The sequence below is a fragment of the Actinoallomurus oryzae genome (assembly GCF_039541955.1).
Taxonomy (GTDB): domain Bacteria; phylum Actinomycetota; class Actinomycetes; order Streptosporangiales; family Streptosporangiaceae; genus Actinoallomurus; species Actinoallomurus oryzae.
Genome location: NZ_BAABHF010000019.1, coordinates 331,756 through 356,644, shown reverse-complemented (window position 1 = coordinate 356,644; position 24,889 = coordinate 331,756). Strand labels below are relative to the sequence as shown.

Annotated in this window: 20 protein-coding genes; 11 read left to right on the top strand and 9 right to left on the bottom strand. The window is 71.1% G+C overall.

The window, feature by feature from the left end:
* The first annotated feature begins 121 nt into the window (after positions 1-121).
* A complete protein-coding gene (locus ABEA10_RS15895; RefSeq protein ID WP_345464047.1) occupies positions 122-571 on the top strand; it encodes a type II toxin-antitoxin system PemK/MazF family toxin in 450 nt (149 codons plus the stop codon).
* A gap of 67 nt (positions 572-638) precedes the next feature.
* Here ABEA10_RS15895 and ABEA10_RS15890 read toward each other — a convergent pair whose 3' ends face one another.
* From ABEA10_RS15890 to ABEA10_RS15865, 6 genes are all read right to left on the bottom strand, one after another.
* Entirely contained in the window at positions 639-1,238 is a 600-nt protein-coding gene (locus ABEA10_RS15890; RefSeq protein WP_345464044.1) for an LURP-one-related family protein, read from the bottom strand.
* Between the two features lie 262 nt (positions 1,239-1,500).
* Positions 1,501-2,145: a DUF6585 family protein gene (locus ABEA10_RS15885; RefSeq protein WP_345464041.1), complete on the bottom strand. Its 645-nt coding sequence runs from the start codon at positions 2,143-2,145 to the stop codon at positions 1,501-1,503.
* Positions 2,136-2,636 carry a hypothetical protein gene (locus tag ABEA10_RS15880; protein WP_345464038.1) on the bottom strand — a complete coding sequence of 167 codons (501 nt, stop codon included), beginning with the start codon at positions 2,634-2,636 and terminating at the stop codon, positions 2,136-2,138. Before ABEA10_RS15880 ends, ABEA10_RS15885 begins: the two co-directional genes overlap by 10 nt.
* A 319-nt stretch (positions 2,637-2,955) precedes the next feature.
* Positions 2,956-4,101 (bottom strand): nucleotide disphospho-sugar-binding domain-containing protein, encoded by a 1,146-nt coding sequence (locus ABEA10_RS15875; RefSeq protein WP_345464035.1) that lies wholly within the window; start codon positions 4,099-4,101, stop codon positions 2,956-2,958.
* On the bottom strand, positions 4,098-4,688 hold the full coding sequence (locus tag ABEA10_RS15870; protein ID WP_345464032.1) for a TetR/AcrR family transcriptional regulator: 591 nt from the start codon (positions 4,686-4,688) through the stop codon (positions 4,098-4,100). The genes ABEA10_RS15875 and ABEA10_RS15870 overlap by 4 nt, the downstream gene beginning before the upstream one ends.
* A 405-nt stretch (positions 4,689-5,093) precedes the next feature.
* Positions 5,094-6,830 carry a serine/threonine-protein kinase gene (locus tag ABEA10_RS15865; RefSeq protein WP_345464029.1) on the bottom strand — a complete coding sequence of 579 codons (1,737 nt, stop codon included), beginning with the start codon at positions 6,828-6,830 and terminating at the stop codon, positions 5,094-5,096.
* 364 nt (positions 6,831-7,194) lie between these two features.
* Between ABEA10_RS15865 and ABEA10_RS15860 the strand changes: the two genes are divergently transcribed.
* From ABEA10_RS15860 to ABEA10_RS15845, 4 genes are all read left to right on the top strand, one after another.
* Positions 7,195-9,273: a glycoside hydrolase family 3 C-terminal domain-containing protein gene (locus ABEA10_RS15860; RefSeq protein ID WP_345464026.1), complete on the top strand. Its 2,079-nt coding sequence runs from the start codon at positions 7,195-7,197 to the stop codon at positions 9,271-9,273.
* A gap of 192 nt (positions 9,274-9,465) precedes the next feature.
* On the top strand, positions 9,466-12,591 hold the full coding sequence (locus tag ABEA10_RS15855) for an amidohydrolase family protein (protein ID WP_345464023.1): 3,126 nt from the start codon (positions 9,466-9,468) through the stop codon (positions 12,589-12,591).
* 90 nt (positions 12,592-12,681) lie between these two features.
* Complete coding sequence (locus tag ABEA10_RS15850) at positions 12,682-14,493, top strand: MBL fold metallo-hydrolase (RefSeq protein ID WP_345464020.1); 1,812 nt, start codon at positions 12,682-12,684, stop codon at positions 14,491-14,493.
* A gap of 174 nt (positions 14,494-14,667) precedes the next feature.
* Positions 14,668-16,482: an alpha-amylase family protein gene (locus ABEA10_RS15845; RefSeq protein WP_345464017.1), complete on the top strand. Its 1,815-nt coding sequence runs from the start codon at positions 14,668-14,670 to the stop codon at positions 16,480-16,482.
* Between the two features lie 16 nt (positions 16,483-16,498).
* On the opposite strand, the gene ABEA10_RS15840 is transcribed toward ABEA10_RS15845, so the two are convergent.
* Both ABEA10_RS15840 and ABEA10_RS51120 read right to left on the bottom strand, forming a co-directional pair.
* On the bottom strand, positions 16,499-17,242 hold the full coding sequence (locus tag ABEA10_RS15840) for an RNA-guided endonuclease InsQ/TnpB family protein (RefSeq protein WP_345464014.1): 744 nt from the start codon (positions 17,240-17,242) through the stop codon (positions 16,499-16,501).
* A complete protein-coding gene (locus tag ABEA10_RS51120) occupies positions 17,160-17,603 on the bottom strand; it encodes a transposase (protein WP_425550909.1) in 444 nt (147 codons plus the stop codon). The genes ABEA10_RS15840 and ABEA10_RS51120 overlap by 83 nt, the downstream gene beginning before the upstream one ends.
* Positions 17,604-17,730: 127 nt before the next feature.
* On the opposite strand from ABEA10_RS51120, the gene ABEA10_RS15835 reads away from it, so the two are divergent.
* The gene (locus ABEA10_RS15835) at positions 17,731-18,858 is read left to right on the top strand and encodes a LacI family DNA-binding transcriptional regulator (RefSeq protein WP_345464011.1); all 1,128 of its coding nucleotides are present in this window, start codon (positions 17,731-17,733) and stop codon (positions 18,856-18,858) included.
* 105 nt (positions 18,859-18,963) lie between these two features.
* On the opposite strand, the gene ABEA10_RS15830 is transcribed toward ABEA10_RS15835, so the two are convergent.
* Positions 18,964-19,689 (bottom strand): hypothetical protein, encoded by a 726-nt coding sequence (locus ABEA10_RS15830; RefSeq protein ID WP_345464008.1) that lies wholly within the window; start codon positions 19,687-19,689, stop codon positions 18,964-18,966.
* Positions 19,690-19,996: 307 nt separating this feature from the next.
* Here ABEA10_RS15830 and ABEA10_RS15825 point away from each other — a divergent pair, with 307 nt between their 5' ends.
* The 5 genes from ABEA10_RS15825 to ABEA10_RS15805 all read left to right on the top strand — a co-directional run bounded on the left by ABEA10_RS15825 (position 19,997) and on the right by ABEA10_RS15805 (position 24,867).
* Positions 19,997-21,355: an extracellular solute-binding protein gene (locus ABEA10_RS15825; RefSeq protein ID WP_345464005.1), complete on the top strand. Its 1,359-nt coding sequence runs from the start codon at positions 19,997-19,999 to the stop codon at positions 21,353-21,355.
* Positions 21,355-22,302 carry a carbohydrate ABC transporter permease gene (locus ABEA10_RS15820; protein ID WP_329238263.1) on the top strand — a complete coding sequence of 316 codons (948 nt, stop codon included), beginning with the start codon at positions 21,355-21,357 and terminating at the stop codon, positions 22,300-22,302. The genes ABEA10_RS15825 and ABEA10_RS15820 overlap by 1 nt, the downstream gene beginning before the upstream one ends.
* A gap of 1 nt (position 22,303) precedes the next feature.
* Positions 22,304-23,233, top strand: a complete 930-nt coding sequence (locus ABEA10_RS15815) for a carbohydrate ABC transporter permease (protein WP_345463994.1) — start codon at positions 22,304-22,306, stop codon at positions 23,231-23,233.
* A gap of 3 nt (positions 23,234-23,236) precedes the next feature.
* A complete protein-coding gene (locus ABEA10_RS15810) occupies positions 23,237-24,214 on the top strand; it encodes an ROK family protein (RefSeq protein WP_345463991.1) in 978 nt (325 codons plus the stop codon).
* Between the two features lie 65 nt (positions 24,215-24,279).
* Entirely contained in the window at positions 24,280-24,867 is a 588-nt protein-coding gene (locus ABEA10_RS15805; RefSeq protein WP_345463988.1) for a D-sedoheptulose-7-phosphate isomerase, read from the top strand.
* Positions 24,868-24,889 lie beyond the last annotated feature (22 nt).

Below are 24,889 nucleotides of genomic sequence, written 5' to 3'. Positions count from 1 at the left end.
GAAACGGTGTTGCGTTCGAGATCTGCCCGTGAACGTCCGCGTCCGCCCGGACACCGCCCGTCCTCCCCGTTCCCCTCCCGCACCGGTCGGTACGGCGAGCCGGGACCGGTAGGCTGCGCGAATGCTTGATCATGGTGAGGTTCCCCGGCCGGCACGTGACGCGGTGCGCGAGATCTACACCGCCGAGCGGGCGGCGACGCTGGAGTACTCCCCGGACCTCGACGGGCTGGCCGACCCCGGTGAGATCGTCTGGGCGTGGGTGCCGTACGAGGAGGACCCCGAGCGCGGGAAGGACCGGCCGCTGCTCGTCGTCGGCCGCCACCGCCGGCGGCTGCTGGCCATGATGCTGTCGAGCCGCCGCCACGAGCACTCCGACGACTGGCTCGACCTGGGCTCGGGCGCCTGGGACCGCGAGGGCCGGGACTCCTACCTGCGGCTGGACCGCGTGTTCGCCCTGGATGAGGACGACATCCGCCGGGAGGGCGCGGTGCTGGACCCCGAGCGGTTCGCCCGCGTCGCGGCGGTGCTCATGCGGCTGCACGGCTGGACGCCCACCCGCCCCCGGAGCTGACGCCGCTCGGATCTCCCCGTGACGGGCCGGGACCCGCGCGCCGCGGGTCCCGGGCTCGCGCGGTGGCTCAGCGGTGCTGCAGTGCGTCCAGCGCGACCGCCTGTGCGATGACGAGCCGGCGGTCCAGGCGCGGGTCCTTGATGTCGATGACGTACCGGTCGCGCAGGCCGAACTTCTTGTCCACGCTGAAGGTCTCCTGCCCGTCCGCGGTGAAGTCGAAGTGGTACGGCCACGCGAACGGCAGGATCTCCACGTACGGGATGAAGTCCCACACCCGGCGCAGGATCGCGACGGTCTTGTTGCGCTCGGAGCCGGTGGTCACGCCCAGCCCCGGCTGCTCGAGGTGCCAGGTCGAGGCGATCAGCGACGCCTTGAAGTCCTTGCGGAACACGCCGATCGGGCGTCCCTGCGGATCGGTCACGTCGTAGGCCGAGGCGAGGTCGAGCCGCTTGCGCGCCTTGAAGCCGAACAGGGCGTGCTGCTTGGTGTCGTCGGTGTAGATGGTCACCTGTTCCTTGAACGCCATGCGCTTTTGCTGCGCGAAGGCGACGAGTTCGCCCTCGGACCCGTCCGCGGCCTCGGTGTGCACCTCGTACTGGTTGACCATGGGCCGGACGCGCTGCCGGACGAGCAGGCGCTGCTGAGTCTGGAGCGTTTCGAAGTCCATCGGGTATCCCGTTCTCGCGGCATCGAATGGCGAGAAAAGCTACACGAATGGTGAAGAGTACGTCTTGTCCTCGGAGACGACCTCATCCAGAAATGTCTCGTCGCCGACGCAGGTCGGCGGACGTCCAGCGGGTCGGTGACGCCGTCGGCCACGGCAAGGCCGAGCCGCTCGCGCGGCTCGAATGAGCAGGCGCCGAGCCTCGGCCGGCCGGCGGAGCCGGCGTCCTCAAGACCTCACCGGCGGCGCGAGCCCACGTCCGCGGTCATCGACGCCAGTCCTCGGCCGGTGACCGGGTCAGGGCCAGGAAGGCGCCCAGGTTCGGCACGTCCGGCACGGACGCGCCGGCCCACCGGAATCGCCTGCCGTGTTGCCTCACACTGATCTTTTCCTCGTGCAGCCGTACTTCATCCAGTTCGGGCCATGACAGCAGTGTCCGCCCGCGGCGGATGCCTGCGGGCTCGACGGCGAGCCAGCCGAACTCCACCCGCCGGCCGCGGTCGAGAGCGTCCCGGAACCGGGGCAGCTGAGCCGCGGTGATCAGCGGCTCGACCACATCGGCGAACCGCTCCAGACCGCATGGCCTGTCCGGAGGACTGCCGACGCCGACCAGATCGAACTTACCGCCGTCAGAAGTGCTGAATTCGAAGTTGTAGGGCGTTTTTATGGGGCCCGTCAAAAAACTTCTTCTGCGGCGGAAGCGTGTTATCGCGTCCCACCTGACAGCATGAACTATTTCCTTCTTGTGGTGGCTGAAGACGCAGCCGTTCTCGAAAACATGGGCGACTGTGATCTTCCGCATGGAACGATTGCGCCAACCCTGCAGGGCGAAGGTCTCGATCTTCCGTCCAAGCCCGGCCTCGGCCGCTGCCTGGTGTATCGCTGATTCGAGCGCCATGATCAGGAGCACCTTTCGTGACCTTGGCTCACATGTTCCCGCTCAAGACGTGTTATCTCATTTCGCGACCGGCCTGTCGTCGGGGCTCGGGTGTTCTGGGCCAGTGTTTCCCGCACATAGAACAGCGTGAAAAGGAGTAGTCCGATGACGGCGGCCACTGCCAGCGACCACCAGAAGTGCGCCCAGTCGTCGTTCTTCATGCCGTAGGCCATAGTGCCGAACGCGAAGATTCCCGCGATTTTCAGGCCCATGTTCGCGGGACCGAACCCGCCGGGGTCGCGCCCGCGGACCTGGAGCGCTCCCGTGATGGTGACCGCCCCCAGCGGCAGGCCGAGCAGCGCGACCACCCCGATGACGACCCCGGGGAGATCGTGGTGCGGGCGGAGAGCCGCGACCAGCGCGGCGATTCCGAGCCCGGCCAGAACGAGTCCGAGCAGAAGACAGCCCGCCCAGGCGATCGTGACGACCCACGGTGCGGGCCTTCCTGACGGCTGCCGTGTCATGGCTTCCTCTGCCGGAACGCGGCCCGGCCGGTGCTGGAGACCCGGCGGTGCGAACCAGGGCCCTGGGCGGATCCGCCGCCGCGGCGTCGTCCGGTCATGAGCCCTCCTACGTCGGGGAGGGTGACCACAGGGGCGCGTCTTTTGATTCCCTCGCTTCGCTCGGTCATGAGCCCTCCTGCGTCGGGGAGGGTGACCACAGGGGCGCGTCTTTTGATTCCCTCGCTTCGCTCGGTCATGAGCCCTCCTACGTCGGAGAGGGTGACCACAGGGGCGCGTCTATCGATTCCCTCGCTTCGCTCGGTCATGGGCACCAGAGGATTCATCGCTCCGCGCCGAGCCTGGCGAGCAGGTCGGCGGCCCCGGCGGCACCGGGCGCGGCGGCGATCGCCGCGGAGATGGTGGCGGCCGCGTCACGGTAGCCGTTGTCGTTCAGCACTTTGTCGACGGCGGCGCGAATCTCCGCCGAGGTGGCTCGTTCTCCGTCGAGTGCGATCCCTGCGCCCCGCTCGGCGAGGTGGGCGGCCAGCGCCGGCTGGTCGGCGGCCGGGTTGGGCAGACCGACGACCGGCACACCGTGCCGCATGGCCGTCGCCACCGTGCCGTGGCCCGCGTGGGTCACCACGGCGGACGCACCCGGGAACACCTCGCCGTGTGGAATGAACGGAACGACGGCGGCGTCGCCCGGCACGCGGACCCGCTGCGGGTCGACCATGCCGGTGGTCACGAGTAGCCGGTAGCAGCCGTCATCGAGTGCGTCGAGCGTGCGCTGCACCCGGGATGCCTGGTCCCACGCCGGTCCGGTGGAGAAGCCGGCCACGACCAGCGGGCGCGGGTCATCCGCGGGCCAGGGCGACGTCCAGCCGGACGGCCCGGACGGCTCGTCGACGGGACCGACGAAGGTGAACTCCGCCGGTAGCGGCTGGGCCGGCGGGTCCAGCTCCCGCACGCTGGTGCACAGCGTCGGGAACGGCGTCCACGCGTCCCACAACCGCGTGAGGTGCGTGAGCCCCCCGGCGGCGCGCACCTCGTTGACGGCCGGGAGCAGCAGCCGCTCCAAGGGCCCGCCGGGTGGCGACAACGCACCCGGGGAGCTGTGCACCAGCACCGCCGTCCGGGCGCCGACACGCTCAGCGGCGGTCAGCGCGCCGAACATCAGGCAGTCGACGACCAGCACATCGGCCGGCTCGTCGGCGAGCAGTCGCGGAATATCGTCCAGATGGCCGCCGCATGCCCACACCGCGTCGACCAGGGCCGGCATCCAGTCCTGCGGCGGCTGCGCCGGCCACCTCCTCTGGGCGTGGGGCAGCACGCGGAAGGCGAACCCGAGTGACTCGAACCGCCCGGCTTGCGCCGCGTACCCGGCGAAGGTCACCCGGTGCCCGGCGGCCCGCAGCGCGGCGGCGATGCCGATCTCGGGCACCTGGTTGCCCGCACCGGGCCAGGTCAGGAACAGAAATCCGGTCATTCTCGCGTCTCCACGATCGACTCGATCATCAGCCGCATGGTCGCTTCGGCGTCGGCGCGCGGACGGCCGAAGTCACGCCGCAGCAGCTTCCAGGTGTAGACGTCGCAGGCGCAGACCAGGGCGTCGATGGCCCGGTCTCGCTGCTCCGCGGGCCGCGTGGCCAGTAGCGGGCCGAGCAGCTGCTCGACTCGCTGCCGGTGCTTCGTCCGGCCGACCTCGACGATCGGGCCGACGACGGTCGAATCCGCCTCCTCGGCCAGGGTGCGGATCACCACGTCGCCGAACTGCTCGTAGTGGTCGAACCAGGTCCGTACGGCGGCGTCGACGTCACCCGGTTCGGCGTCACTGAGCTGCCCGGTGATCTCGGAGAGGACCTGGTCGAAGGCCACCCGGAACAGATCCGCCTTGCTGCCCGCCACCCGCAGCACGGTCTGCACCGACACTCCCGCGCCGGCGGCGACATCCTCCAGCCGGATGTCGACGCGCAGCCGCCGGCGGAGCAGGTCGGCCGCGGCGTCGAACACCCGCCGCCGCGTGTCCTCCGCGGCCTCCGCCCTGGCCCGCATCCGATAAGAGCGGGAATTCATGTCAATCAAGTTAACACTAAATAGCCCTTGCCGCGATCGAGGCCGGACAGACGTCTCTGAGCCGTCGGCGCTGAGAGTGGTGATGCGGCGCTGCGCGCCGAGGACGTGCCGGTCCAGGTGGGCCGTCCGGTTCGATGCCGATGGCCACGCGCGGCGAGCCGACGCCGCTCGGCGCGGATTCCATGCCTGCGTCCCGGTCGCACCATCGGAGGTGGCCGCGGGGTGGTGAGGTCGTTCGAGACGGTCCGGCGGCCCGGCGGCAACGGCATCGCATCGGGAGCGGCCCTACGACCGAGGCGACTACCGCCTCAACGATGACCGGGAGCCGCGGCGCCGGTCCGGATCACCACGGCCCCAGGAGCGCCGGAGAACCGTCGCTCAGAAGTGAATGAAGATCTCGTCCGGTCAGCCGGAGACGCCGGACGCCGTCTCACTCGTGTGCGCCGTCTCGGTCGGCGTGGGCGTCGGGGTCGGCGTCGGCGTGTGCGACTTGGGCGGCGGAGAGGACGGGTGCGGCGACCCTGGCTTGTGCCCGCCGCTCGGCCGGCTCGGCGCCGAACTCGTCGCGGTGGGCCGGCGACGTGTGGGTGTCGGTGAGCCGGAGGGGGCGGGCGCGGCGGCGGCGTGACGCGGCCGGTACGACCGGCGGCCGGGCGCGTCCGGCGCGGGTGGCGTCGGAGCCCCGGAGTCCGCCGGGCCCTGGCCCGGCCGTACGGCGCTGCTCGGCCCGGCCGGCTGGTCCTTGGCGCCGGTGGCGACCATCGCGATCACGGTGGCGAGGACGGCCACGAGCGCGGCCGGCGCGGCGACCATGGCGACGGCACGGAGCCGCCGCGGACGTCGTTCGGGTTCCCTGCGCGGCCGTCCGGCGGTGCCGGAGGAGTAGTCGACACGCCGCGGCGGCGCCTCGTTCCGGAGCGAGGACCCGGCGGGGTGCGGCGAAGACGCGACCGGAGCGTCGTCATGCCCGTCGTCCTGGAGACCGGAGGCCGCGAGGGACTCGGTCGTCAGGGCGGTCGCCAGAGCCTCGGTCGCCAGAGCGTCGGTCGCGGAGGTGGGGAAGGCGTCGGTTCCGACGGCTTCGGGGACGTGGTGGGGACGGCGCCGGGGCAGGTCGGGCACCGGCTCGCGTGCCGCCGGCGGCGCGGACGGGGCGGGCGGCGCCTCGCCGGTGAGTTCGGCGAGGATCTCCGGCGCCACGATGGACATCGGGGCCGTCGGCGCGTCGACGGACGACTCGACGGGACGCGCGGGCAGCGCGCGTTGGGCGGGCGGGGAGATCGGACGCGGCTTCTCGGCGGTGCCGCCGAGCCGGGAGGCGATCTCGCCGGTGGAGGGCCGGTCGGCCGGGTTGACCGCGAGCGCCGCCTCGACCAGTCCGCGGATCGGCTCGTCCAGGGCCGCCAGGTTCTCCTCGCCGGCGACGCTCCACCGCCCGTCCCCGCCGTTGCCGTCGTACGGGCTGTGCCCGGTCGCGGCGTACCCGATGAGGCAGCCCCAGCCGAAGATGTCGGACGCCGGGCCGGCCGGGAAGCCGTCGACGCGCTCCGGCGCCACCCACCCCGGCTCGTACGGCACGGTGCCGAGCTCGGCGGGACGGCCGGAGACGGGCGCCTCCTGCGCGATGGAGAAGCCGATGATCCGCGGGCCGTTGGCCGCCAGGAGGATGTTGGCCGGCCTGAGGTCGCAGTGGATCAGGCCCGCGCCGTGGACGGCGGCGATCGCCCGCCCGAGAGCGACGGCCAGCGCCATGAGCTGCTCGGCGTCCAGCGGGCCGAGAGTCTCGACGTACTGGGCCAGCGAGGGACCCTCGATGTACTCCCGGACGAGATACGGCGGCGTGTGGTCGGTGCCGTCGGTCAGCAGCGCGACCGTGCAGAACGGAGGAAGACGCCGGGCGCAGGACGCCTCGATCCGCAGATCCCGCCGCGCCTGGGTCTGGTCGGGTGCACGCGTCGTCTTCACCACGACGTGCCCGCCGTCGGCACCGGACGCCAGGTAGGCGATGCTCGTGCCGTCGGTCGACAGCCGCGCCGTCAGACGGTGGCCGCCGATCTCGGCCGGGTCGCCGGCCTCCAGCGGCTCCGCGCCGGGAGGCAGGACTTCGCCGCCGATGGTCTTCGGTGCGGACGGTCTGTCCACGAGCACGCCTTTCTCGACCCCCGCCGATTACTGATCTTCTTGGGGCATAGATCTTGCAACCGACCACAGCCCCTCGCAACCTGAACGTCACTGTTCGTGTTCTTTTCTAATGATCTATCCCGGTTAAGGGGCTGGCGAGAGATCCGATGTATGTCCGCGTTTGAGGCTGTCACCTGGCACTTCTCGCAGGCCTGGCGGGCGCGGCGGTATTGACGCATCGGATGTCTGGTGTTTGTCTGACAGCCGCCCGGCCGATCTCCAAGAAGCACCATCGCCCCTTCGGCGAGGGAGGTCTCATGAGTGAGCGGAGCGAGCGAATCAGTGGCGCGCGACCCGGGATCGCCCCACCGACGAAGGAGGATTCATGAGACGCCTGCCCACCGCGTTCGCCGCGACGGCGGCCCTCACGCTCGGCGCGCTCGCCGTGGGGAACGGAGCGCAGGCGGGCGCCGCGCCTCCGACGCCCGAGCGGCGTGCCGCCGCCCTCGTCGCCCAGATGACGCTGGACGAGAAGATCTCCCAGGTCCACACGACCGGCACCGGGGCCGGGGGTGTCTCCCGCTTCGTACCCGGGATCCCGCGGCTGGGCATCCCCGACTTCCTCATCTCCAACGGACCGGCCGGGGTCGGGACCGGTGCGGTGCCGCAGCAGCCGAACGCGACCGCGCTGCCCGCGCCCGTCGCCCTCGCGGCCGGGTTCGACCCGGAGCTGGCCCGGCGGTACGGCGAGGTCGAGGGCCGCGAGACCGGTGACGTCGGGCACAGCCTGATCGAGGCCCCCGACGTGAACATGGTGCGCGTCTACCGCAACGGCCGGGCGTTCGAGAACTACGGCGAGGACCCCTACCTCGCCGGGCGGCTCGCCGTGGCCGACATCCGGGGCATCCAGAGCCAGGGCGTGCTGGCCGAGGTCAAGCACTACACCGCCAACGACCAGGAGACCAACCGCAGGACCATCGACGAGGAGATCGACGACCGCACCCTCCACGAGATCCACCTGCCGGCGTTCGAGGCCGCGGTGAAGGAGGGACACGTCGCCTCGGTGATGTGCGCCTACCCGTCCGTCAACGGCGCCTTCATGTGCGAGAACGAGCACCTGCTCGCCGGCGTGCTGCGCGGCCAGTGGGGCTTCGGCGGTTTCGTGCAGTCCGACGCGAGCGCCACGCACACGGCGGTCGGCTCGGCCCGGGCCGGCCAGGACCTCGAGCTGCGCGACAACGGCCCGTACGACCAGGAGCTGAAGCAGGCCGTCCTCGACGGCACGGTGAGCATGGGCCGGCTCGACACGATGATCGAGCGGCGGCTCGCGGTGGAGATCCGCGCGGGCCTGTTCGACCACCCGCGGACCGTCACGCCGATCGACGCCGCCGCCGGCGGAGCGGTGGCGCGGTCGGTCGCCGAGCAGACCGGCGTGCTGCTCAAGAACGCCGGCGCGGCCCTGCCGCTCGACGCGCGCCACCTGCGCTCGATCGCGGTCGTCGGCCCGTACGCCCAGGCCGCGCACCCGGGCGGCGGCGGCAGCGCCCACGTCAACCCGCTCTACACCGTCAGCCCCGTCGACGGCATCACCAAGCGTGCCGGCACGGGCGTGACCGTGCGGAGCTCCGACGGCGCCGACCCCACCGCGGCCGCCGCGCTCGCCAAGTCCTCGGACGTCGCCGTCGTCATCGTCGGCGACACGGAGAAGGAGGGCACGGACCGTACGAGCCTGTCGCTCAGCGGAGCCCAGGACGACCTCGTACGCTCGGTCGTCGCCGCGAACCCGCACACGATCGTGGTGCTGAACACCGGAGCGCCCGTGCTGATGCCGTGGATCGACGACGTCCCGGCGGTGCTCGAGGCCTGGTACCCGGGCGAGGAGGACGGCAACGCGCTCGCCGCGCTGCTGTTCGGCGACGTGAACCCCTCGGGCAAGCTCCCGGTGACCTTCCCGCGCGGCGAGACGCAGACGCCGGTGAGCTCGCCGGAGCGCTACCCGGGCGTGAACGGCGTGGCGACCTACTCCGAGCGGCTCCAGGTCGGCTACCGCTGGTACGACGCGCAGGGCCAGGACCCGCTCTTCCCGTTCGGGTACGGCCTGTCGTACACGCGATTCTCGTTCGGCCACCTCACCGTGGGCCGGCCCGATCGCGACGGGCGCGTGACCGTCGGCCTCGACGTGCGCAACACCGGTTCGCGCACGGGCGCGGAGGTCGCCCAGGTGTACGTGGCCGATCCCGCGTCGGCCGGTGAGCCGCCGCGGCAGCTCAAGGGGTTCGCGAAGGTCACGCTGCGGCCCGGTCAGGTGAGGCACGTGCGGCTGACCCTCGACCGGCGGGCGTTCTCGGTCTGGGACACCACCGCGCAGCGCTGGACCGTCCCCGGCGGCCGGTACACGATCGCGGCCGGCGACTCCTCGCGGAACCTGCCGTTGTCGGCGTCCGTGACTCTGCCCACATACTGACCGGTCGGGACATTGTCAGATCGTTACCAACAGAACGCCCAGGTCAGCGGATCGCCCGCTCCCGCGGCAGGGCCGAAACAGGACATTGTGCTGTTCAGGGGTTGTTTCGGCGGCTAGTTTCCTCACCGGAACGATCGGCGCTCGGCGGGCCCCGCCGGGCGTCCGCGCGGTCCGCGCGAGGACGGAGGGCACATGGCGGGCATCAAGAGGCGCAGCCTCCTGACGGGTGCGGCGGGCGCCGCCGCGATCGCCGGAATCGGCGGTATCAACGTCGGCGCGGCGCGCCCGGCCGAGGCCGCCGCGCCCGAGTCGCCCGGCCGTGGCCGCACCGTCCGGCTGCGTGAGGGCACCGACGTGGCGGCGCAGCTGTCGCCGGACGGGCGGTTCATCGCCATCGACCTCGTCGGTGTGCTGTGGGTGCTGCCGGCCTCCGGCGGCCAGGCCCGCAGGCTGACCAGCGACCTGTACGACATCGCCCAGCCCGAGTGGTCGCCCGACGGCAGGTGGATCGCCTTCCAGTCCTACCGCGAGGGCGTCTTCGACATCTGGATGATCCGCCCGGACGGGTCCGGGGCGCGCCGGCTGACCCACGGGCCGTACGACCACCGCGAGCCGCGCTTCTCCCCGGACGGCAGGCGGATCGTGCTGTCCTCCGACCTCACCGGCAGCTACGGCATCCACACGCTCGACGTGGCGTCGGGCGACCTCACGGCGCTCACCGACACCACCGACGAGGAGTACGAACCGGCGTGGTCGCCGGACGGCACGCGCATCGCGTTCGTCGTGGCCAACACGCGGATCGACGTGATCGACCTCGGTACCGGCGAGCGTACGACCCCGGTGACCGTGCCCGCCGACCAGGTGATCCACAGTCCGGCCTGGACCACGGACGGCCAGGATCTGGTGTACTCCCTCACCCGACCGGGCCACACCGAGCTCTGGCGCTCGGGCGAGCCGCTCGTGACCGGCGAGGAGGTGTTCCCCTTCCGCGTGTCATGGCGCTCGCGGGACGAGTTCCTCTACACCGCCGACGGGAAGATCCGCCGCCGCTCGGTAGGCGACGGCACGCGGAAGGACATCGGCTTCACCGCGGGCGTCACCGTCACCGCACCGGCGTACCGGAAGCGCCGGCGCGACTTCGACTCCGCCAAGCCGCGGCCCGTCGTCGGCATCGGCAGCCCGGTGCTGTCGCCGGACGGCCGGCAGGTGGCGTTCCGCGCCCTCAACGACATCTACACGATGACGATCGGCCAGGCGCCCCGCCCGCTCACCCGTGACCACTGGTGGAAGAGCGCCCCGGCCTGGTCGCCGGACGGCCGGTACCTGTCCTACTCCACCGACCGGGCCGGCAAGCTGGACATCTGGATCCGCGACCTGCGCACCGGCACCGACCGCCGCCTCACCGACCTGCCGGACGCCGCCGCCGTGTCGGGCACCTGGTCCCGTGACGGCTCGCGTCTGGCCTTCCTCGACCAGACCGGCGCCCTCTACACCGTCGAGGTCGACTCCGGCGACGTCCAGCAGGTCTACACCGCCACCTTCGAGCCGGGGCGGCCGACCTGGTCCGCCGACGGCGACGTCATCGCCCTCGCGGCGATCAAGCCGTACTCCGCGCGTTACCGCGAGGGGCTCAGCAAGATCCTCCTGGTGAACCGCCACACCGGCGCCGGCACGTACGTCGACCCGCTGCCGGACCGTTCCATCCAGACGCGCGGCGACGACGGCCCCGTGTGGTCGCCCGACGGCACGAAGATGGCGTTCGTCGTCGCGAGCGTGCTGTGGGTGGTCGACGTCCATCCCGACGGCACGCCCGCCGGAAAGCCCCGGCAGATCACCCACGAGGTGACCGACGCCGTGAGCTGGAGCGGCGACTCGCGGCAGCTGCTGTACTTGAACAACGGGCGGCTCCGCCTCGTGACCGTCGACGGCGGCCGTACCCGCACCCTGCCGATGCCGTTGACCTGGGCCAACACCCGTTCCAAGGGGCGCACCGTCGTCCGCGCCGCGCGCATGTGGGACGGCAGCAGCCGCAAGCTCCGCGACAACGTCGACATCGTGGTCGAGGGGCATCGCATCGCCGCGGTCGAGCCGCGCGGCCACGGACGCGGCGACAAGGTCGTCGACGCGGGCGACTCCGTGGTCGTCCCGGGCCTGGTGGACATGCACAACCACCGGGAGATGCAGGGATATGAGTACGGCGACCGGCAGGGACGGCTCTGGCTGTCGCTCGGCATCACCACGACCCGCTCGCCCGGCAGCCCGGCGTACCACATGGTCGAGGCGCGCGAGTCGTTCCAGTCCGGCGCCCGCGTCGCCCCGCGCTACTTCGCCACGGGCGAGGCCGTCGACGGGCCGCGCATCTTCTACAACTTCATGCGGCCGACGTTCGACGACGACCAGCTCGCCCTCGAGCTCGAACGCGCCGGCGCCCTCGACTACGACCTGATGAAGGCCTACGTGCGGCTGCCCACCGAGTGGCAGCAAAAGGTCATCACCTGGGCGCACGAGCACGGCGTGCACGCCACGTCGCACTACCACTACCCGGCGACCGCGTTCGGCGGCGACGGCATGGAGCACATCGGCGCGACGAACCGGTTCGGCTACTCGCGCACCGTCACCGCGCTCGGCACCGGGTACCGCGACGTCATCGACATCTTCACCGCCTCCGGCGCGGTACGGACGCCGACGCTGTTCGTCGCGGCGACGATGTTCCGCGAGGACACCTCGCTGGTCACCGACCGGCGGGTGAAGACGCTGTACCCCTCCTGGGAGTACGCCTCGCTCCAGGCCGCCGTCAAGACCGCCCAGACCACCGACCAGACCGTGAACGAGCGCAACCTCGCCGCCCAGGTGGCCCAGGTCGTCGCGACGGTACGGGCCGGCGGCCGGGTGATCACCGGTACGGACTCGCCGATCGACCACACCGCGGTCAGCACGCACATGAACCTGCGCGCCCTGGTCAAGTACGGGCTCACGCCGTACGAGGCGCTGACCACGGCCACGCGGGTGCCGGGGGAGTTCCTGGCGGAGCCGCTCGGCCAGATCAAGCCGGGCATGTACGCCGACCTGGCCTTCCTCGGCGGCGACCCGCTCACCGACATCACCCGGGCGGCCGACGTGCGGCAGGTGATGGTGAACGGCGAACTGCACACGGTGGACGACCTGCTCGCGCCGTTCGCCGCCCCGGACCGCACGGTCGCCGCGCCCAAGGGCCGGATGCTGCCGAAGCTCCCCGAGCACCCGGCGAACCGGAAGTACTGGTGGCACGACCCCCACTACCTGGAGGAGAGCAAGCGGTCCTGCTGCGCGGAGGGCTGACCGCGCCGGCGTCCGTACGAGACCGAAATGCCGGGATGGGCCCGGCGGGGATACTTCCCCGCTGGTCCATCCGTATGGAATCGTTCCCATATGCGTATTACGGACAGCCTGCGCGTCCATGATGACACCTGCAACGTCTACCTGCTCGTCACCGGCACGGACGCCGTCGCCATCGACTTCGGCTCCGGCTCGGTCCTCGACCACCTGGCGGACCACGGGATCGAGCGGATCACCGACGTTCTGATGACGCATCACCATCGGGACCAGGGTCAGGGACTGGCGCGCGCGGCGGCCGCCGGGATACGCATCTGGGTGCCCTCCACCGAGCGGGACCTGTTCGCCGACGTCGGCACGCACTGGCAGACGCGGGTCATCGACAACTACTACGACCTGCGCCAGGACCGGTTCTCGCTGCTGGAGGACGTGCCGGTCCACGGCGTCGTTCCCGAGTACCGCACCACGCGCATCGGCGGGGTCGACGTCCACGCGATGCCCACCCCCGGGCACACGCTGGGATCGGTCAGCTACGTCACCGAGCTGGACGGCCGGAGGATGGCCTTCACCGGTGACCTGCTGTACGGGCCGGGCACCATCTGGTCGGTGTCGGCGTTGCAACGGGGCTACAACGCGCTGGAGGGCGCCGCCGCGTCGGTCATCTCCCTCGGCCTGGTCGCCGAGCGCGCCCCCGACCTCGTGCTGCCCTCGCACGGCCGCCCGATCGCCGAGCCGGCGGAGGCGATCGCCGAGACCCGGCGCAACCTGCAGGCCCTGGTCGACTTCCGCCGTGACGAGCCGTGGGACCTCGACGCCTGGCTGCGGCGGCCGTACGAGGAGGTCACCCCGCACCTGCTGCGCAACCGCACCTCCTTCGCGACGAGCTACGCCCTGCTGTCGGACTCCGGCGCCGCGCTGCTCATCGACTACGGGCTCGACATGATCACCGGGTTGCCGGTCGGCGACGACCGGTCCTCGCGCCGTCCCTGGCTCGCCTCGCTCGACGCCCTCAAGCGCACGTACGGCGTCGACCGGGTCGAGGTGGCGATCCCGACCCACTACCACGACGACCACGTGGCGGGTTTCGGTCTGCTGCACGAGGTCGAGGGCGCCGAGATCTGGGCCGGAGAGTCGATCGCGCCGATCCTGCGCGATCCGCGCCGGTACGACCTGCCGTGCCTCTGGTACGACCCGCTGCCCGTCGACCGCGTGGTCGCGCCCGGCGTCCCGGTGCGGTGGCACGAGTACGAGCTGACCATGTACCCACTGCCCGGCCACACGCTGTACGCGGTGGCGATCGCGTTCGAGGCCGACGGCAGGAAGGTCCTGGCCACCGGCGACCAGCAGGACGGCGGGTGGGTCGACGGCGAGCGGACCGAGGTGCTCAACTTCCAGTACCGCAACCGGTTCCGGTTCGACGACTTCGTCGACTCCGCGCTGCTCTACCGCCGGCTGTCGCCGGACCTGATGATCAGCGGGCACTGGCAGCCGCGCGCGGTCGACGACCGGTACCTCGACATGCTCCTGGCCAAGGGCGAGGAACTGGCCCGGCTGCACCGGGCGCTGCTGCCGCTGGACGAGGTCGACTTCGGCGCGGAGGGCTTCGGCGCGCGGATCCTGCCGTACCGGTCGGTGGTGGCCGGAGGCGAGAGCCAGGAGCTCGAGGTGGAGGTCGTCAACCCGTTCCGGCAGCGCTGTGAGCTCCGCGTCGACCTGGTGGCGCCCGCCGGATGGCGGGTCACCCCCGCGTCCCGCGTCGTCGAGGCGGAGGGACGCGGCGAGGCGGTGGCGCGGTTCACCGTCGTACCGCCGCCGGGCCGCCGACGGAGGGCCCGGCTGGCCGCCAACCTCACCGCCGGCGACCGCGACTTCGGCCAGCAGGCCGAAGCCCTCGTGGACGTGCGATGACCAGGAGTGAGCCCGACGTAGCGAGTGGAGTGGCCGGGCGAGGTACGAGTCCGGCCGCGGAGCGAGTGAGGAGGGTGAACGACCAGTGAGCCGGAGTGAGCCCGACGTAGCGAGTGGAGTGGCCGGGCGAGGTACGAGTCCGGCCGCGGAGCGAGTGAGGAGGGTGAGCGACCAATGAGACGCGTCGCGGCGGTGGAGGCCGGCGGTCGGCTGGAGATCCGGGCCGGGCACTACACCGCGGTCATCGACCGCGGCCGGCTCCTGGCCGACGTCACCGGGGCGGACGGCGGGTCCTGGGGGATGCTGCGGCTGCTCGCCTCCGTCGACACGCTCGACGGCCCGGACGAGACGACCCGCGTCGAGGACGTCACCTGGGAGTCCACCGAGTCGTGCGTACGGCTGACCGTGTCCTGCGCCAGCTCGCTGTGGGCCGCGCGTACGCACGTGGTGGAGTTCCACCCCGGCCGGATCACCTTCGGTGCGACCGTGCGCGGCGAAGGCCGCGTCACCACGGTGCGGCTGCTCGGCGGGGCGCGGCTGCCACAGGGCGTGCTGCCGAGCGGAGCGGCCCACCACACCGTCTTCTCCCCGAACCCGGACCACCCCTGGCGCGTCGCCCGCCCGGCGGTAGAGCCCGCCGTGATCAGCGTCAACGGCGAGGGCGGCGAGCCGGGCGTGGGCCGGTGGCTGTTCACGCCCGCGCCGACCTGCTTCGGGCTGTCCCGCGCACGGGCCGCCGACGAGCGGAGCCTGCCCGAGGGACCCTGGCTCATGCTCGGGCTCGCGTCGGCGCGGCGCACGTTCGTCGACGTCGTCTACGACCCGACGCCCGGCGGGTTCAGCCTGCGCTGTGAGTACCAGGGGCACACGGCCGCCGAGGGCGTCTTCACCACACCCGAGGTCCTGCTGCTGTTCGGCGCGGCCGACCCGTACGCGGGGCTGCGCGCGTACCGCGACGAGCTGGCCGCCCGCGGCCTCGCGCCCGCCGTCGCCGCACGTCCACCCGACGGCGACCGGCTCCAGCCGATCTTCTGCGGCTGGGGCGCCCAGTGCGCGCTGGCCGCCGCGGACGGGTCACCCGCGCCCGCGCTGTCGCGCCGCGCGCTGTACGAGGAGTGGCTGGACGCCCTGGCCGGTCGCGGCATCGTGCCCGGGACGATCGTCGTGGACGACAAGTGGCAGGAGCGGTACGCCACGTGCCGGCCCGACGCGGCCAAGTGGCCCGACCTCGCCGGGTTCGTCGCCGACCGGCAGGCGAGGGGGCAGCGGGTGCTGCTCTGGTGGAAGGCCTGGGACCCCGAGGGCGCCCCCGCCGAGGCGTGCGTGCGCGCCCCGGACGGCACACCGCTCGCCATCGACCCGGAGAGCCCCGAGGGCCGGGCGGTCATCGAGGACGCCATGGCGTCCATGCTGGGCCCGGACGGGCTGAACGCCGACGGCCTGAAGATCGACTTCACCGGCCGCACGCCGTCCGGCACGGCCCTGCGCCACGCCGGTCCGTCGTGGGGGTTCGACCTGCTGCACGAGTTGCTGGCGGTCGCCTACCGGGCGGCCAAGCGGGTCAAGCCGGACTCGCTCATCGTCACCCACACGCCCGATCCGGGCTTCCTCGACGTCACCGACATGATCCGGCTCAACGACGCGCTGCACAACGACCACCCCGAAGGGCTGGTGCCGCCCTCGGACGAGGCCGTCGTCGAGCAGATGACCTACCGGGCCCGGGTCGTGCACGCGGCGTGCCCGGAGATGCCGGTGGACACCGACGGCTGGCGCCTGCCCGGGGAGCGGCACCTGTGGGCGTACGCCGCTGCCGCGCCGCGCCTGGGCGTGCCCGCGCTGTACTACGCCGACGGGATGGACTGGGAGCCGGGACGCGTCGGGGCGGCGACCTGGGCGGCGGTAGCGGACGCCTGGGCGGCCTACCGCGCGGAGCATGGGCTCACCGCGCCGCGACATAGAATCGACCGCCGTGACTCCTCCGCTCCTTGATGGGAGCGGCTTCTCGCTAAGCCGCTTTCGCAGCGTCGCGAAGGGCAAGCCCTGCCCTGAGGATGTTGATCGCCGCGTTCTCGTCGGCGTGTGCGGTGTGACCGCAGGCCGTACAGGCGAATGCTGCTTGGGTGCGGCGGTTCTCCGGTGCGCAGTGCCCGCATCGCGAGCACGTGCGGGAGGTGTTGCGGGGCTCGACTGCGATCAGCTCACGACCGGCGCTTTCAGCCTTGTCCGCGAGGACCGACAGGAACACCCCCCAACCCGCGTCCAGGATCGAACGGTTCAGCCCGGACTTGGCAGCCACGTTGCGGCCCGGCTGCTCGACCGTGCCCGAGGCGGAGCGGGTCATGTTCGCCACCCGCAGATCCTCATGAACGATCAGGTCGTAGGCGCGCACCAGCGCCAGCGCGGCCTTGTGTGCGCTGTCCAGGCGTTGCCTGCCCACCCTGGCGTGCAGGGCCGCGACCCTCGCGACGGCTTTGCGGCGCCGCTTGGACCCGCGCTTCTTCCGGGCGAGGCCGCGCTGAGCGGCGGCCAGACGCTCGGCGGAGGCCGCCTTCACACGGGCGAAGAAGGCCGCGAACGCCTTGTCCAAACGACGCAACGTGGCCTGCTGAGAAGAGAACGACCACCGGCCCTGCCCATCCTGATCATCGGCGCGGATATCCTTCAGCTCACCCGACTGGTCGCCATACCGGACGCTCACACCCGTGCGGTAGGCGGTACGCCGGTGCTCCAACGCCGCGTTGTACAGCACCCGATGATCTTCCAGACACGCACCACGCCATGGGCAAATGGGAGCGCGAGACGGCGAATTCGGTGGCGAAGTGATGGGAGATGGAACACTTGAACTGGCTGGCTACGGACACCGGTGAATGCTTCAAGCGTGCCATGACGAACAGCCCCACACGGTCAGGCATCATCTGGAAAGCCGTGATCTGCCGAGCATGCTCGTCGGCCCTGGTATGGAGCGGTTGCTTCGGGCGGGTCCCAACGCGCACGCCGAGGACGGGGCGGCGGTGCTTCCGGCACCGCAACATGTGGTGCCTGACGCCGTACGCCGCACCGAGTAAACGCACCCGACGAGTCACACCATCATCAATAACAGCGCCGCACATCTCACGCGCGATGAATGGAGACTCCTGATGCGCAGACCCGACGGGTCAACGCACATTCAAGACCTGGCGGCCATACCGCTGCGGTTTCCCCGTCGTCTGAAAGCGACGGTCTGCACGGGAGTGCCCGATGGGGCGTAGACGTGAGGACGGTGCCGAACACCGGCCGAACGGCACACCCCCTCCCCGGCCCCGCCGGCGGCCGACCATCCAGGACCTCGCCCGCGCCGCCGGGACCTCACCCTCCACCGCGTCCCGCGCCCTGAGCGGCAACGGCTACGTCGGGGCCGACGTGCGGGCGCGGGTGCTGGAGGCGGCCGAGCGCATCGGGTACGTCCCGGACATCAACGCCCGTACTCTCCGCAACCGCCGGAGCCGCGCGGTCGGCGTGCTCATCTCCGACCTGCGCAACCCGTTCTACGCCAACCTCGCGGCCGGCATCGAGCAGCGACTGCGCTCCGCCGGCTACCACGTCATCGTCGTCAACAACGACGGCGAGCAGGACGCCGAGGCCGAGGGTGCCCGGACGTTCCTCGCCGTGCGCGTCTCGGCGGCCATCATCACGCCGGTGTCGGACCGCGCGGTGCGCATGCTGATGGACGACGGCGTCCCGGTCGTGCAGGCCGACCGCATGGTCGACGGCCTGACCACCGACGGCGTGCTGGTCGACAACGTCCAGGGCGCGCGGCGGATCACCGACCACCTGATCGAGCTCGGGCACACGCGCATCGCGCTGCTGATCGACGAGACCGACTGGACGACCGGCGCGGGCCGCCTCGCGGGCTACCGCGCGGCCCTGCGCGACGCGGGCCTGCCGGTGGATCCGGGCCTCATCGTGCCGACCAGGTTCCAGCCCGACACGGCGCGTGCGGCGGTGACCGCGCTGCTGGAACGCCGGCCCGACGTCACGGCGCTGTTCGCCGCGAACAACCGGCTGGCCGAGGGGGCGTTCCAGGCGCTCCAGGAGGGCGGCCACCGCATGCCCGAGGACGTCTCGCTGGTCGCGTTCGACGACGTGCCGTGGATGTCGATGGTCTCGCCGGGCATCACCACGGTCGACCAGCACACCGACGACCTCGGGCGGGCCTGCGCGCAGCTCGTCGTCGACCGCATCGCCGGGGCCCCGGCCGGGCAGACGACGGTGCGCTACATCCAGCCCTCGATCGTCGTACGCGCCTCCACCGCACCGCCGCGCACGACGACGGCCGCCTCCGTCCGCCCCGACCCCGGCCCGGCCACGGCCGCGCCGACGGCCTGACCCCCACGCCGCTCGCGCCGGGCCGGGCCTTCCCTGGCTCCGGCGACCGTGACGCTGGGTGATGAACAGGGGGGCGTGCGGGGTGTCGGCCCGCCTCGGACCGAGTCATCGATCATTGGGAAATCGGGCGTGGTATCGCCCGAGCCCTTCGCCGCTCTCCTGGAGTACCCGTTCGTAATCCGCCTCGGTGTAACGGGAGCATTCGACCAGCGCTTTATAGGTCAAGCATGCCTGCGCGTCGAGGACGTTGATCTCGTGTCGCAAAGTGAGCCGTGGATCCAGGTCGAATCGCCGTAGCTCGCGGTCGCGGTGATGGTCCGGGTGTCCATGGCTGCCGAGAAGGCGCGCGAGACGGGCCCGGCTGTCGGCGAGATGGGCGATGAGCCGCGCGGCGTCGATCGGGTCGCCGTCACCTGCAATGAGGGCGTCGTCGGTCACGGCTTCGGAGACGCTTCTTTCCCCACGTCGGGTCGGGTCGAGTGACTCGTAGTACAGGACCGCCCTGCGTGCGGCGGTGATGCCGTCCAGTCCCCGTCCGTTCTTCTCCAGCAGCAGTGCCTGGTTGTAATACAGCGATCCCAGAACCGCGAGGTGCCGGCGGTTTTCCGGCTCCACCTTGCGGAGGCGTCTTACGACCTGGACCGCGGTCGTGTTCGCCGAGAGCGCCGCGCCGTACCTGCCGGCTGCCGCATTCGCGTCCGCGTCGCGTATATGCGGTTCGGCCTTCCGGCGAAGGTGCTCAGCCGATCTTCTCAACGACATCTCCGCGGGCCACCTCTCATCATGATCTGATCCGATATCCGCCCGGGGTGGCGAGGTCGGGTCCAGCATCGCAGCACGGCGATTTCAGCGTGTGCGGCTTCGCCCGTCTGTGACGTTGCGTGATCAATGGGAGCGTGGAGGGGCGGTCCGGCGGCCCGCGCCGCCGCCGGGAACGGCGCGTTAATGCGTCCGAAACACGGTCTTGACAGTGACTGCGGGCCGAAAATATGGTCACCGCACTGTGGTAACGATGCCACATTCAATGTCCCGGCCGGTCCTCCACGCGTCTGCAGTGCCCCGATTAACCGGAAACCGCAGGTCACCGCGTACTCTTCACGCCTGGCCCGGACATTCGCCTGGTTGTGAGGAGTGAGCAATGATCACCCGACGCGGTTTTCTGACCGGCTCGGCGGGAGCGCTCGCACTCGGCGCCGTCACGAGCGCCTGCGGCGGTGTCGGCGGCAAGAGCACGAGCAGCGGCGGCGGTGCGTCCAAGGGCGACACCGGCACGGTGTCGATCCAGGGCCTGGGCAAGCCCGACGACGTCGGCGGGGCCCGCCGGAACGCGTTCAAGAGCGCCTATCCCAAGGTCCAGGTCAACATCAACGAGGGCGACTTCGACCCGCAGCAGTTCCTGTCCGCGATCGCGAGCGGGAACCCGCCGGACCTGGTGTACCTCGACCGTGACCTCGTCGGCTCCTACGCGGCGAAGGGCGCCATCCAGCCCCTCGACGACCTCATCGACAAGGCCGGCATCAAGATGAGCCTCTACCGCCCGGCGGCGGCGAAGGAGGTGACGATCGACGGGAAGGTCTACGGCGTCCCGGAGTTCTACGACACCCGCAACATCCTCATGAGCGGCAAGGTGCTGCGGTCGGCGGGGCTCACCGCGGCCGACCTCGCGACGACCGACTGGGACAAGCTGCACACCAACGCCGCCAAGCTCTACAAGGTGAGCGGCGGCAAGATCACCCGCATCGGGTTCGACCCCAAGCTGCCGGAGTTCCTCCCGCTGTGGGCCAAGGCCAACGGCGCGGACATGATCAACCCCGACGGCTCGCCGAACCTCGCCGACCCCAGGATCATCGAGGCCCTGACGTACGCGCTCAGCCTCATCGGCGAGCAGGGCGGCTGGTCGAAGTTCAAGGCCTTCCGCGACGCCTGGGACCTGTTCGGCTCGGGCAACGAGTTCAACAAGGGACAGGCCGGTGCGTTCCCCTGGGAGGGCTGGTACGTCAACGTCCTCGTGCAGGCGACGCCGAAGCTCGATCTGGAATCGATTCCCTTCACCGACCGGCAGGGCAAGCCGATCAGCTTCTCCAACGGCAGCGCGTGGTGCCTGCCGAAGGGCTCGAAGAACCCGGCCGCGGCGGTCAACTACATGAAGTTCATGACCGCCACCGACACGTGGCTCAAGGCCGCCGCCGCGCGCCAGGCGACGGTGGAGAAGAACAAGTCCATCTTCACCGGCCTGTGGACCGCCAACCCGACCGCGGACGCCCAGATCAAGGCCAAGTACGTCAAGCCCGGCACGACCGGCTTCGACAAGGCCATCCAGAACTACTACGCCTCCACCGACTACGCCTTCAGCATCCCGCCGTCCAAGGCGAGCAGCGAGATCAAGACCGCGTGGACCGACGCGGTGAACCGGGCCCTGTCCGGTCAGCAGAAGCCCGACGCGGCGATGAAGCAGGCGCAGTCGGAGGCCGCCAAGGCGTTCAGCGCGGTGAAGTGATGGCGGCGGTCACCGCGACGGCCGGGCGTACCCGGAAGCGGAGCGGCGGCAACCGCCGCCGGGAGACGCGCGCGGCGTACGGCTTCATCGGCATCTGGATCGTCGGGTTCATCGTCTTCACGCTGGGCCCGATGATCGCCAGCCTGGTGCTGTCGTTCACCGACTACGACGCCATCAGCTCTCCCCGCAACGTGGGCTGGGACAACTACCGCCAGATGTTCTCGGACCCGAAGGTCGGCAAGGCGCTCACCAACACCCTCATCTACGCGGTCATGTACGTGCCGACCGCGATGGTCGTGGCGCTGATCCTGGCGATGATCCTCAACCGGGTCGGCCGGGCGTCGGGCTTCTTCCGCACGGTGTTCTACCTGCCGGTGATGACGCCGCCGGTCGCCGCGGGCGCGCTGTTCCTGCTGCTGCTCAACGGCAACCAGGGCCTGCTCAACCGCGTGCTCCGCGTGGTCGGGATCGACGGGCCGAACTGGACCACCGACACCGCGTGGGTCAAGCCGGGCCTGGCGCTCACGATGCTGTGGGGCGTCGGCGGGATGGTCGTCATCTACCTCGCCGCGCTGCGCCAGGTGCCCAAGGACCTGTACGAGGCCGCGGCCCTGGACGGCGCGGGCCCGTGGATGAGGTTCCGCAAGATCACGCTGCCGATGATCAGCGGCGCGCTGTTCTTCACGCTGATCGTGCAGACCATCTCCGCGCTGCAGATGTTCGACCAGGCGTACACGATGTTCTTCGGCGGCCAGCAGAACAGCACCTACGCCAACGACGCGGCGTTGTTCTACGTCATCTACCTGTTCCAGCAGGGCTTCAGCTTCCTGCACATGGGCTACGCCTCCGCGCTGGCCTGGCTGCTGTTCATCGTCATCATGATCATCACCGCGATCCAGGTGCGGGTCTCGCGCCGGTTCGTCTACTACGAGGGGGAGAGGGACTGACATGGCCGCTTCTCCCGCGGGCCTGACCGCCACGCCCGCGTCCCAGGGCCCGGCCACCCGGAATGCCAAGGCCGCCCGGCCGGGTGCCGGGCGCCGCGAGCGCGTCCCGCCCTGGAAGCGCGCGCCGTACGTGGTGCTGCTCGCGCTGGTCAGCGTGCTGTTCACCTATCCGTTCCTGTGGCTGATCAGCGCGTCGTTCAAACCGCGCACCGACGTGTTCGACAACAAGCTGATCCCGCACCGCTGGCGGCCGGCCAACTTCGCCGACGTCTGGCACTACGGGGACATGCTCCACTGGCTGCTGAACAGCGCGGTGGTGGGCATCGCCGCGGCGACGACCGTCACCATCAGCAGCGCCGTCGTGGCGTTCGGGTTCGCCTACTTCCGGTTCCCCGGGCGCAACGTGCTGTTCGGCCTGGTGCTGGCGACGATGATGCTGCCGGGCGCGGTCACGATGATCCCCGTCTACATCATCTGGAACAAGGTCGGACTGACCGGCACCCAGGTCCCGCTGTGGGCGCAGAACATCTTCGGCTCGGCGTTCTACATCTTCCTGCTGCGGCAGTTCTTCCTGTCGCTGCCACGGGAGTTGTTCGAGGCGGCTCGCGTCGACGGCTGCAATTTCTTCGGTCTGTTCTGGCGCATCGCCCTGCCGCTGGCGCGGCCGGCGCTGGCGATCGTCTTCATCTTCGAGATCCAGGCGAGCTGGAACGACCTGCTCAAACCGCTCATCTACCTGCAGAACACCTCGCTGTTCACGATGCCCCGCGGCCTGAAGTCGATCATCGACACGTTCGGCAACGGCGGCGAGCACCACTGGGAGATCATCTCGGCGGCGAGCCTGATCGCGACCATACCCATGATCGTGATCTTCGCCTTCGCCCAGCGGCACATCATCGAGGGCATCGCCACCACGGGCCGGAAGGGCTGACACGTGACACTCGGGGATCACGTACTCGCCCTCGACATCGGCGGCACCAAACTGGCCGCCGGTGTCGTGGGCCGGGCCGGTGACGTACGGTCGTTCGTACGGACGCCGACCAGGGTCGAGGAGGGCCCGGAAACGACCGTCAAACGCCTGCTGGACCTCGGCCGGGACGCCCTGGCCGAGGCCGGTTGCGGCGCCGAGGACATGGCCGCGGTCGGCATCGGCTGCGGCGGCCCGCTCGACCCGGTCACCGGCCGGGTGCAGGGCCCGCCCGGCCTGCCGGGCTGGGACGACGTGCCCATCGTCGACCTGGTCGACGCGGCGTACGGCCGGCCGTCGTTCCTGGAGAACGACGCCACCGCCGCCGCCCTCGGCGAATACCACTACGGACGCTGGGGCGACGTGCGCCAGATGCTCTACCTCACGGTCTCCACCGGGGTGGGCGGCGGCGTCATCCTCGACGGCCGGCTGTACCGCGGCGCGGCCGGCAACGGCGGGGAGTTCGGGCACGTCATCATCGACTGGAACGGCCGCCGCTGCGGCTGCGGCCAGCGCGGCTGCATCGAGGCGTACGCCTCGGGCAGCTCGATCGCCCGGCGCGCGAACGAGGCGCTCGCCGGCGGCGAGGCGTCCTCCATGCGGGACGTCCCGGTGGTGACCGCCGAGACCGTCTCCGCGCACGCGATGCGGGGCGACCCGCTCGCCCGGCGCCTGTGGGACGAGACCACCGCCGCGCTGGGCCGCGCCCTCGCGGTCATGATCAACGTGGTCGAGCCCCGGCTCGTCGTCCTCGGCGGCGGCGTCACCCGCGCCGGCGACGCCCTCCTGCTGCCGGTACGCCGCGCGGCGCTGTCGCAGGCCATGCGGCCGGCCGGCGCCGCCGCCCGCGTCGAGTTGTCCGCGCACGGCGACACGGTCGGCGTGGTCGGCGCGGCGGCCTCGGCCTTCCTCCACCTCGACGACTCCACCGGAGCATCCACATGACCGAGCGAAGCGAGGGAATCGAAGACGCGCCCCTGTGGTCACCCTCTCCGACGAAGGAGGATTCCATGACCGATCAGCCTGCACTCGCCGAGCATCTCGAGGAGCACCTCGCCGTGATCGAGTCGGTCCGCGGCCTCGTGCCCGCGGTCGAGTCGCTTGGAGAGGAGGTGAGCGACCGTCTCCAGCGCGGGGGTGTCGTCTACTCCTTCGGCAACGGTGGTTCGGCCGCCGACGCCCAGCACCTGGCGGGCGAGCTCATCGGCCGGTACTGCCGCGAGCGCCGGCCGCTCGCCGCCGTCGCGCTGTCCACCGACCCGACCGTCTCGACGTGCATCGGCAACGACTACTCCTTCGACGACGTCTTCGCCCGCCAGGTCACCGCGCTGGCCGGCCCGGACGACGTCGTCGTGGGGTTCACCACGAGCGGGCGTTCGCCCAACGTCGTCGCCGGACTCGCCGCGGGCCGCAAGGCCGGCGCGCTGACCGTGCTGCTCACCGGGCACGCGGACAGCGGCGGCGGACCGGCGGCCGAGCACGCCGACCGGGTCCTCGCCGTCGCCTCGGACCGTACGGCACGCGTCCAGGAGGCGCACGTCCTGCTGTTGCACCTGCTCAGCGAGCACATCGACCGCTGGGCCGCCGCGTCCTCGTAAGGGACCGGCACCCCCCATTGGA

Coding starts and splice junctions, on each gene's coding strand:
- ABEA10_RS15825 (WP_345464005.1), top strand. CDS start 19,997: ATGATCACCCGACGCGGTTTTCTGACCGGCTCGGCGGGAGCGCTCGCA.
- ABEA10_RS15815 (WP_345463994.1), top strand. CDS start 22,304: ATGGCCGCTTCTCCCGCGGGCCTGACCGCCACGCCCGCGTCCCAGGGC.
- ABEA10_RS15805 (WP_345463988.1), top strand. CDS start 24,280: ATGACCGATCAGCCTGCACTCGCCGAGCATCTCGAGGAGCACCTCGCC.
- ABEA10_RS15830 (WP_345464008.1), bottom strand. CDS start 19,689: ATGCTGGACCCGACCTCGCCACCCCGGGCGGATATCGGATCAGATCAT.
- ABEA10_RS15850 (WP_345464020.1), top strand. CDS start 12,682: ATGCGTATTACGGACAGCCTGCGCGTCCATGATGACACCTGCAACGTC.
- ABEA10_RS15880 (WP_345464038.1), bottom strand. CDS start 2,636: ATGACACGGCAGCCGTCAGGAAGGCCCGCACCGTGGGTCGTCACGATC.
- ABEA10_RS15820 (WP_329238263.1), top strand. CDS start 21,355: ATGGCGGCGGTCACCGCGACGGCCGGGCGTACCCGGAAGCGGAGCGGC.
- ABEA10_RS51120 (WP_425550909.1), bottom strand. CDS start 17,603: ATGTGCGGCGCTGTTATTGATGATGGTGTGACTCGTCGGGTGCGTTTA.
- ABEA10_RS15845 (WP_345464017.1), top strand. CDS start 14,668: ATGAGACGCGTCGCGGCGGTGGAGGCCGGCGGTCGGCTGGAGATCCGG.
- ABEA10_RS15870 (WP_345464032.1), bottom strand. CDS start 4,688: ATGAATTCCCGCTCTTATCGGATGCGGGCCAGGGCGGAGGCCGCGGAG.
- ABEA10_RS15835 (WP_345464011.1), top strand. CDS start 17,731: ATGGGGCGTAGACGTGAGGACGGTGCCGAACACCGGCCGAACGGCACA.
- ABEA10_RS15895 (WP_345464047.1), top strand. CDS start 122: ATGCTTGATCATGGTGAGGTTCCCCGGCCGGCACGTGACGCGGTGCGC.
- ABEA10_RS15890 (WP_345464044.1), bottom strand. CDS start 1,238: ATGGACTTCGAAACGCTCCAGACTCAGCAGCGCCTGCTCGTCCGGCAG.
- ABEA10_RS15875 (WP_345464035.1), bottom strand. CDS start 4,101: ATGACCGGATTTCTGTTCCTGACCTGGCCCGGTGCGGGCAACCAGGTG.
- ABEA10_RS15860 (WP_345464026.1), top strand. CDS start 7,195: ATGAGACGCCTGCCCACCGCGTTCGCCGCGACGGCGGCCCTCACGCTC.
- ABEA10_RS15855 (WP_345464023.1), top strand. CDS start 9,466: ATGGCGGGCATCAAGAGGCGCAGCCTCCTGACGGGTGCGGCGGGCGCC.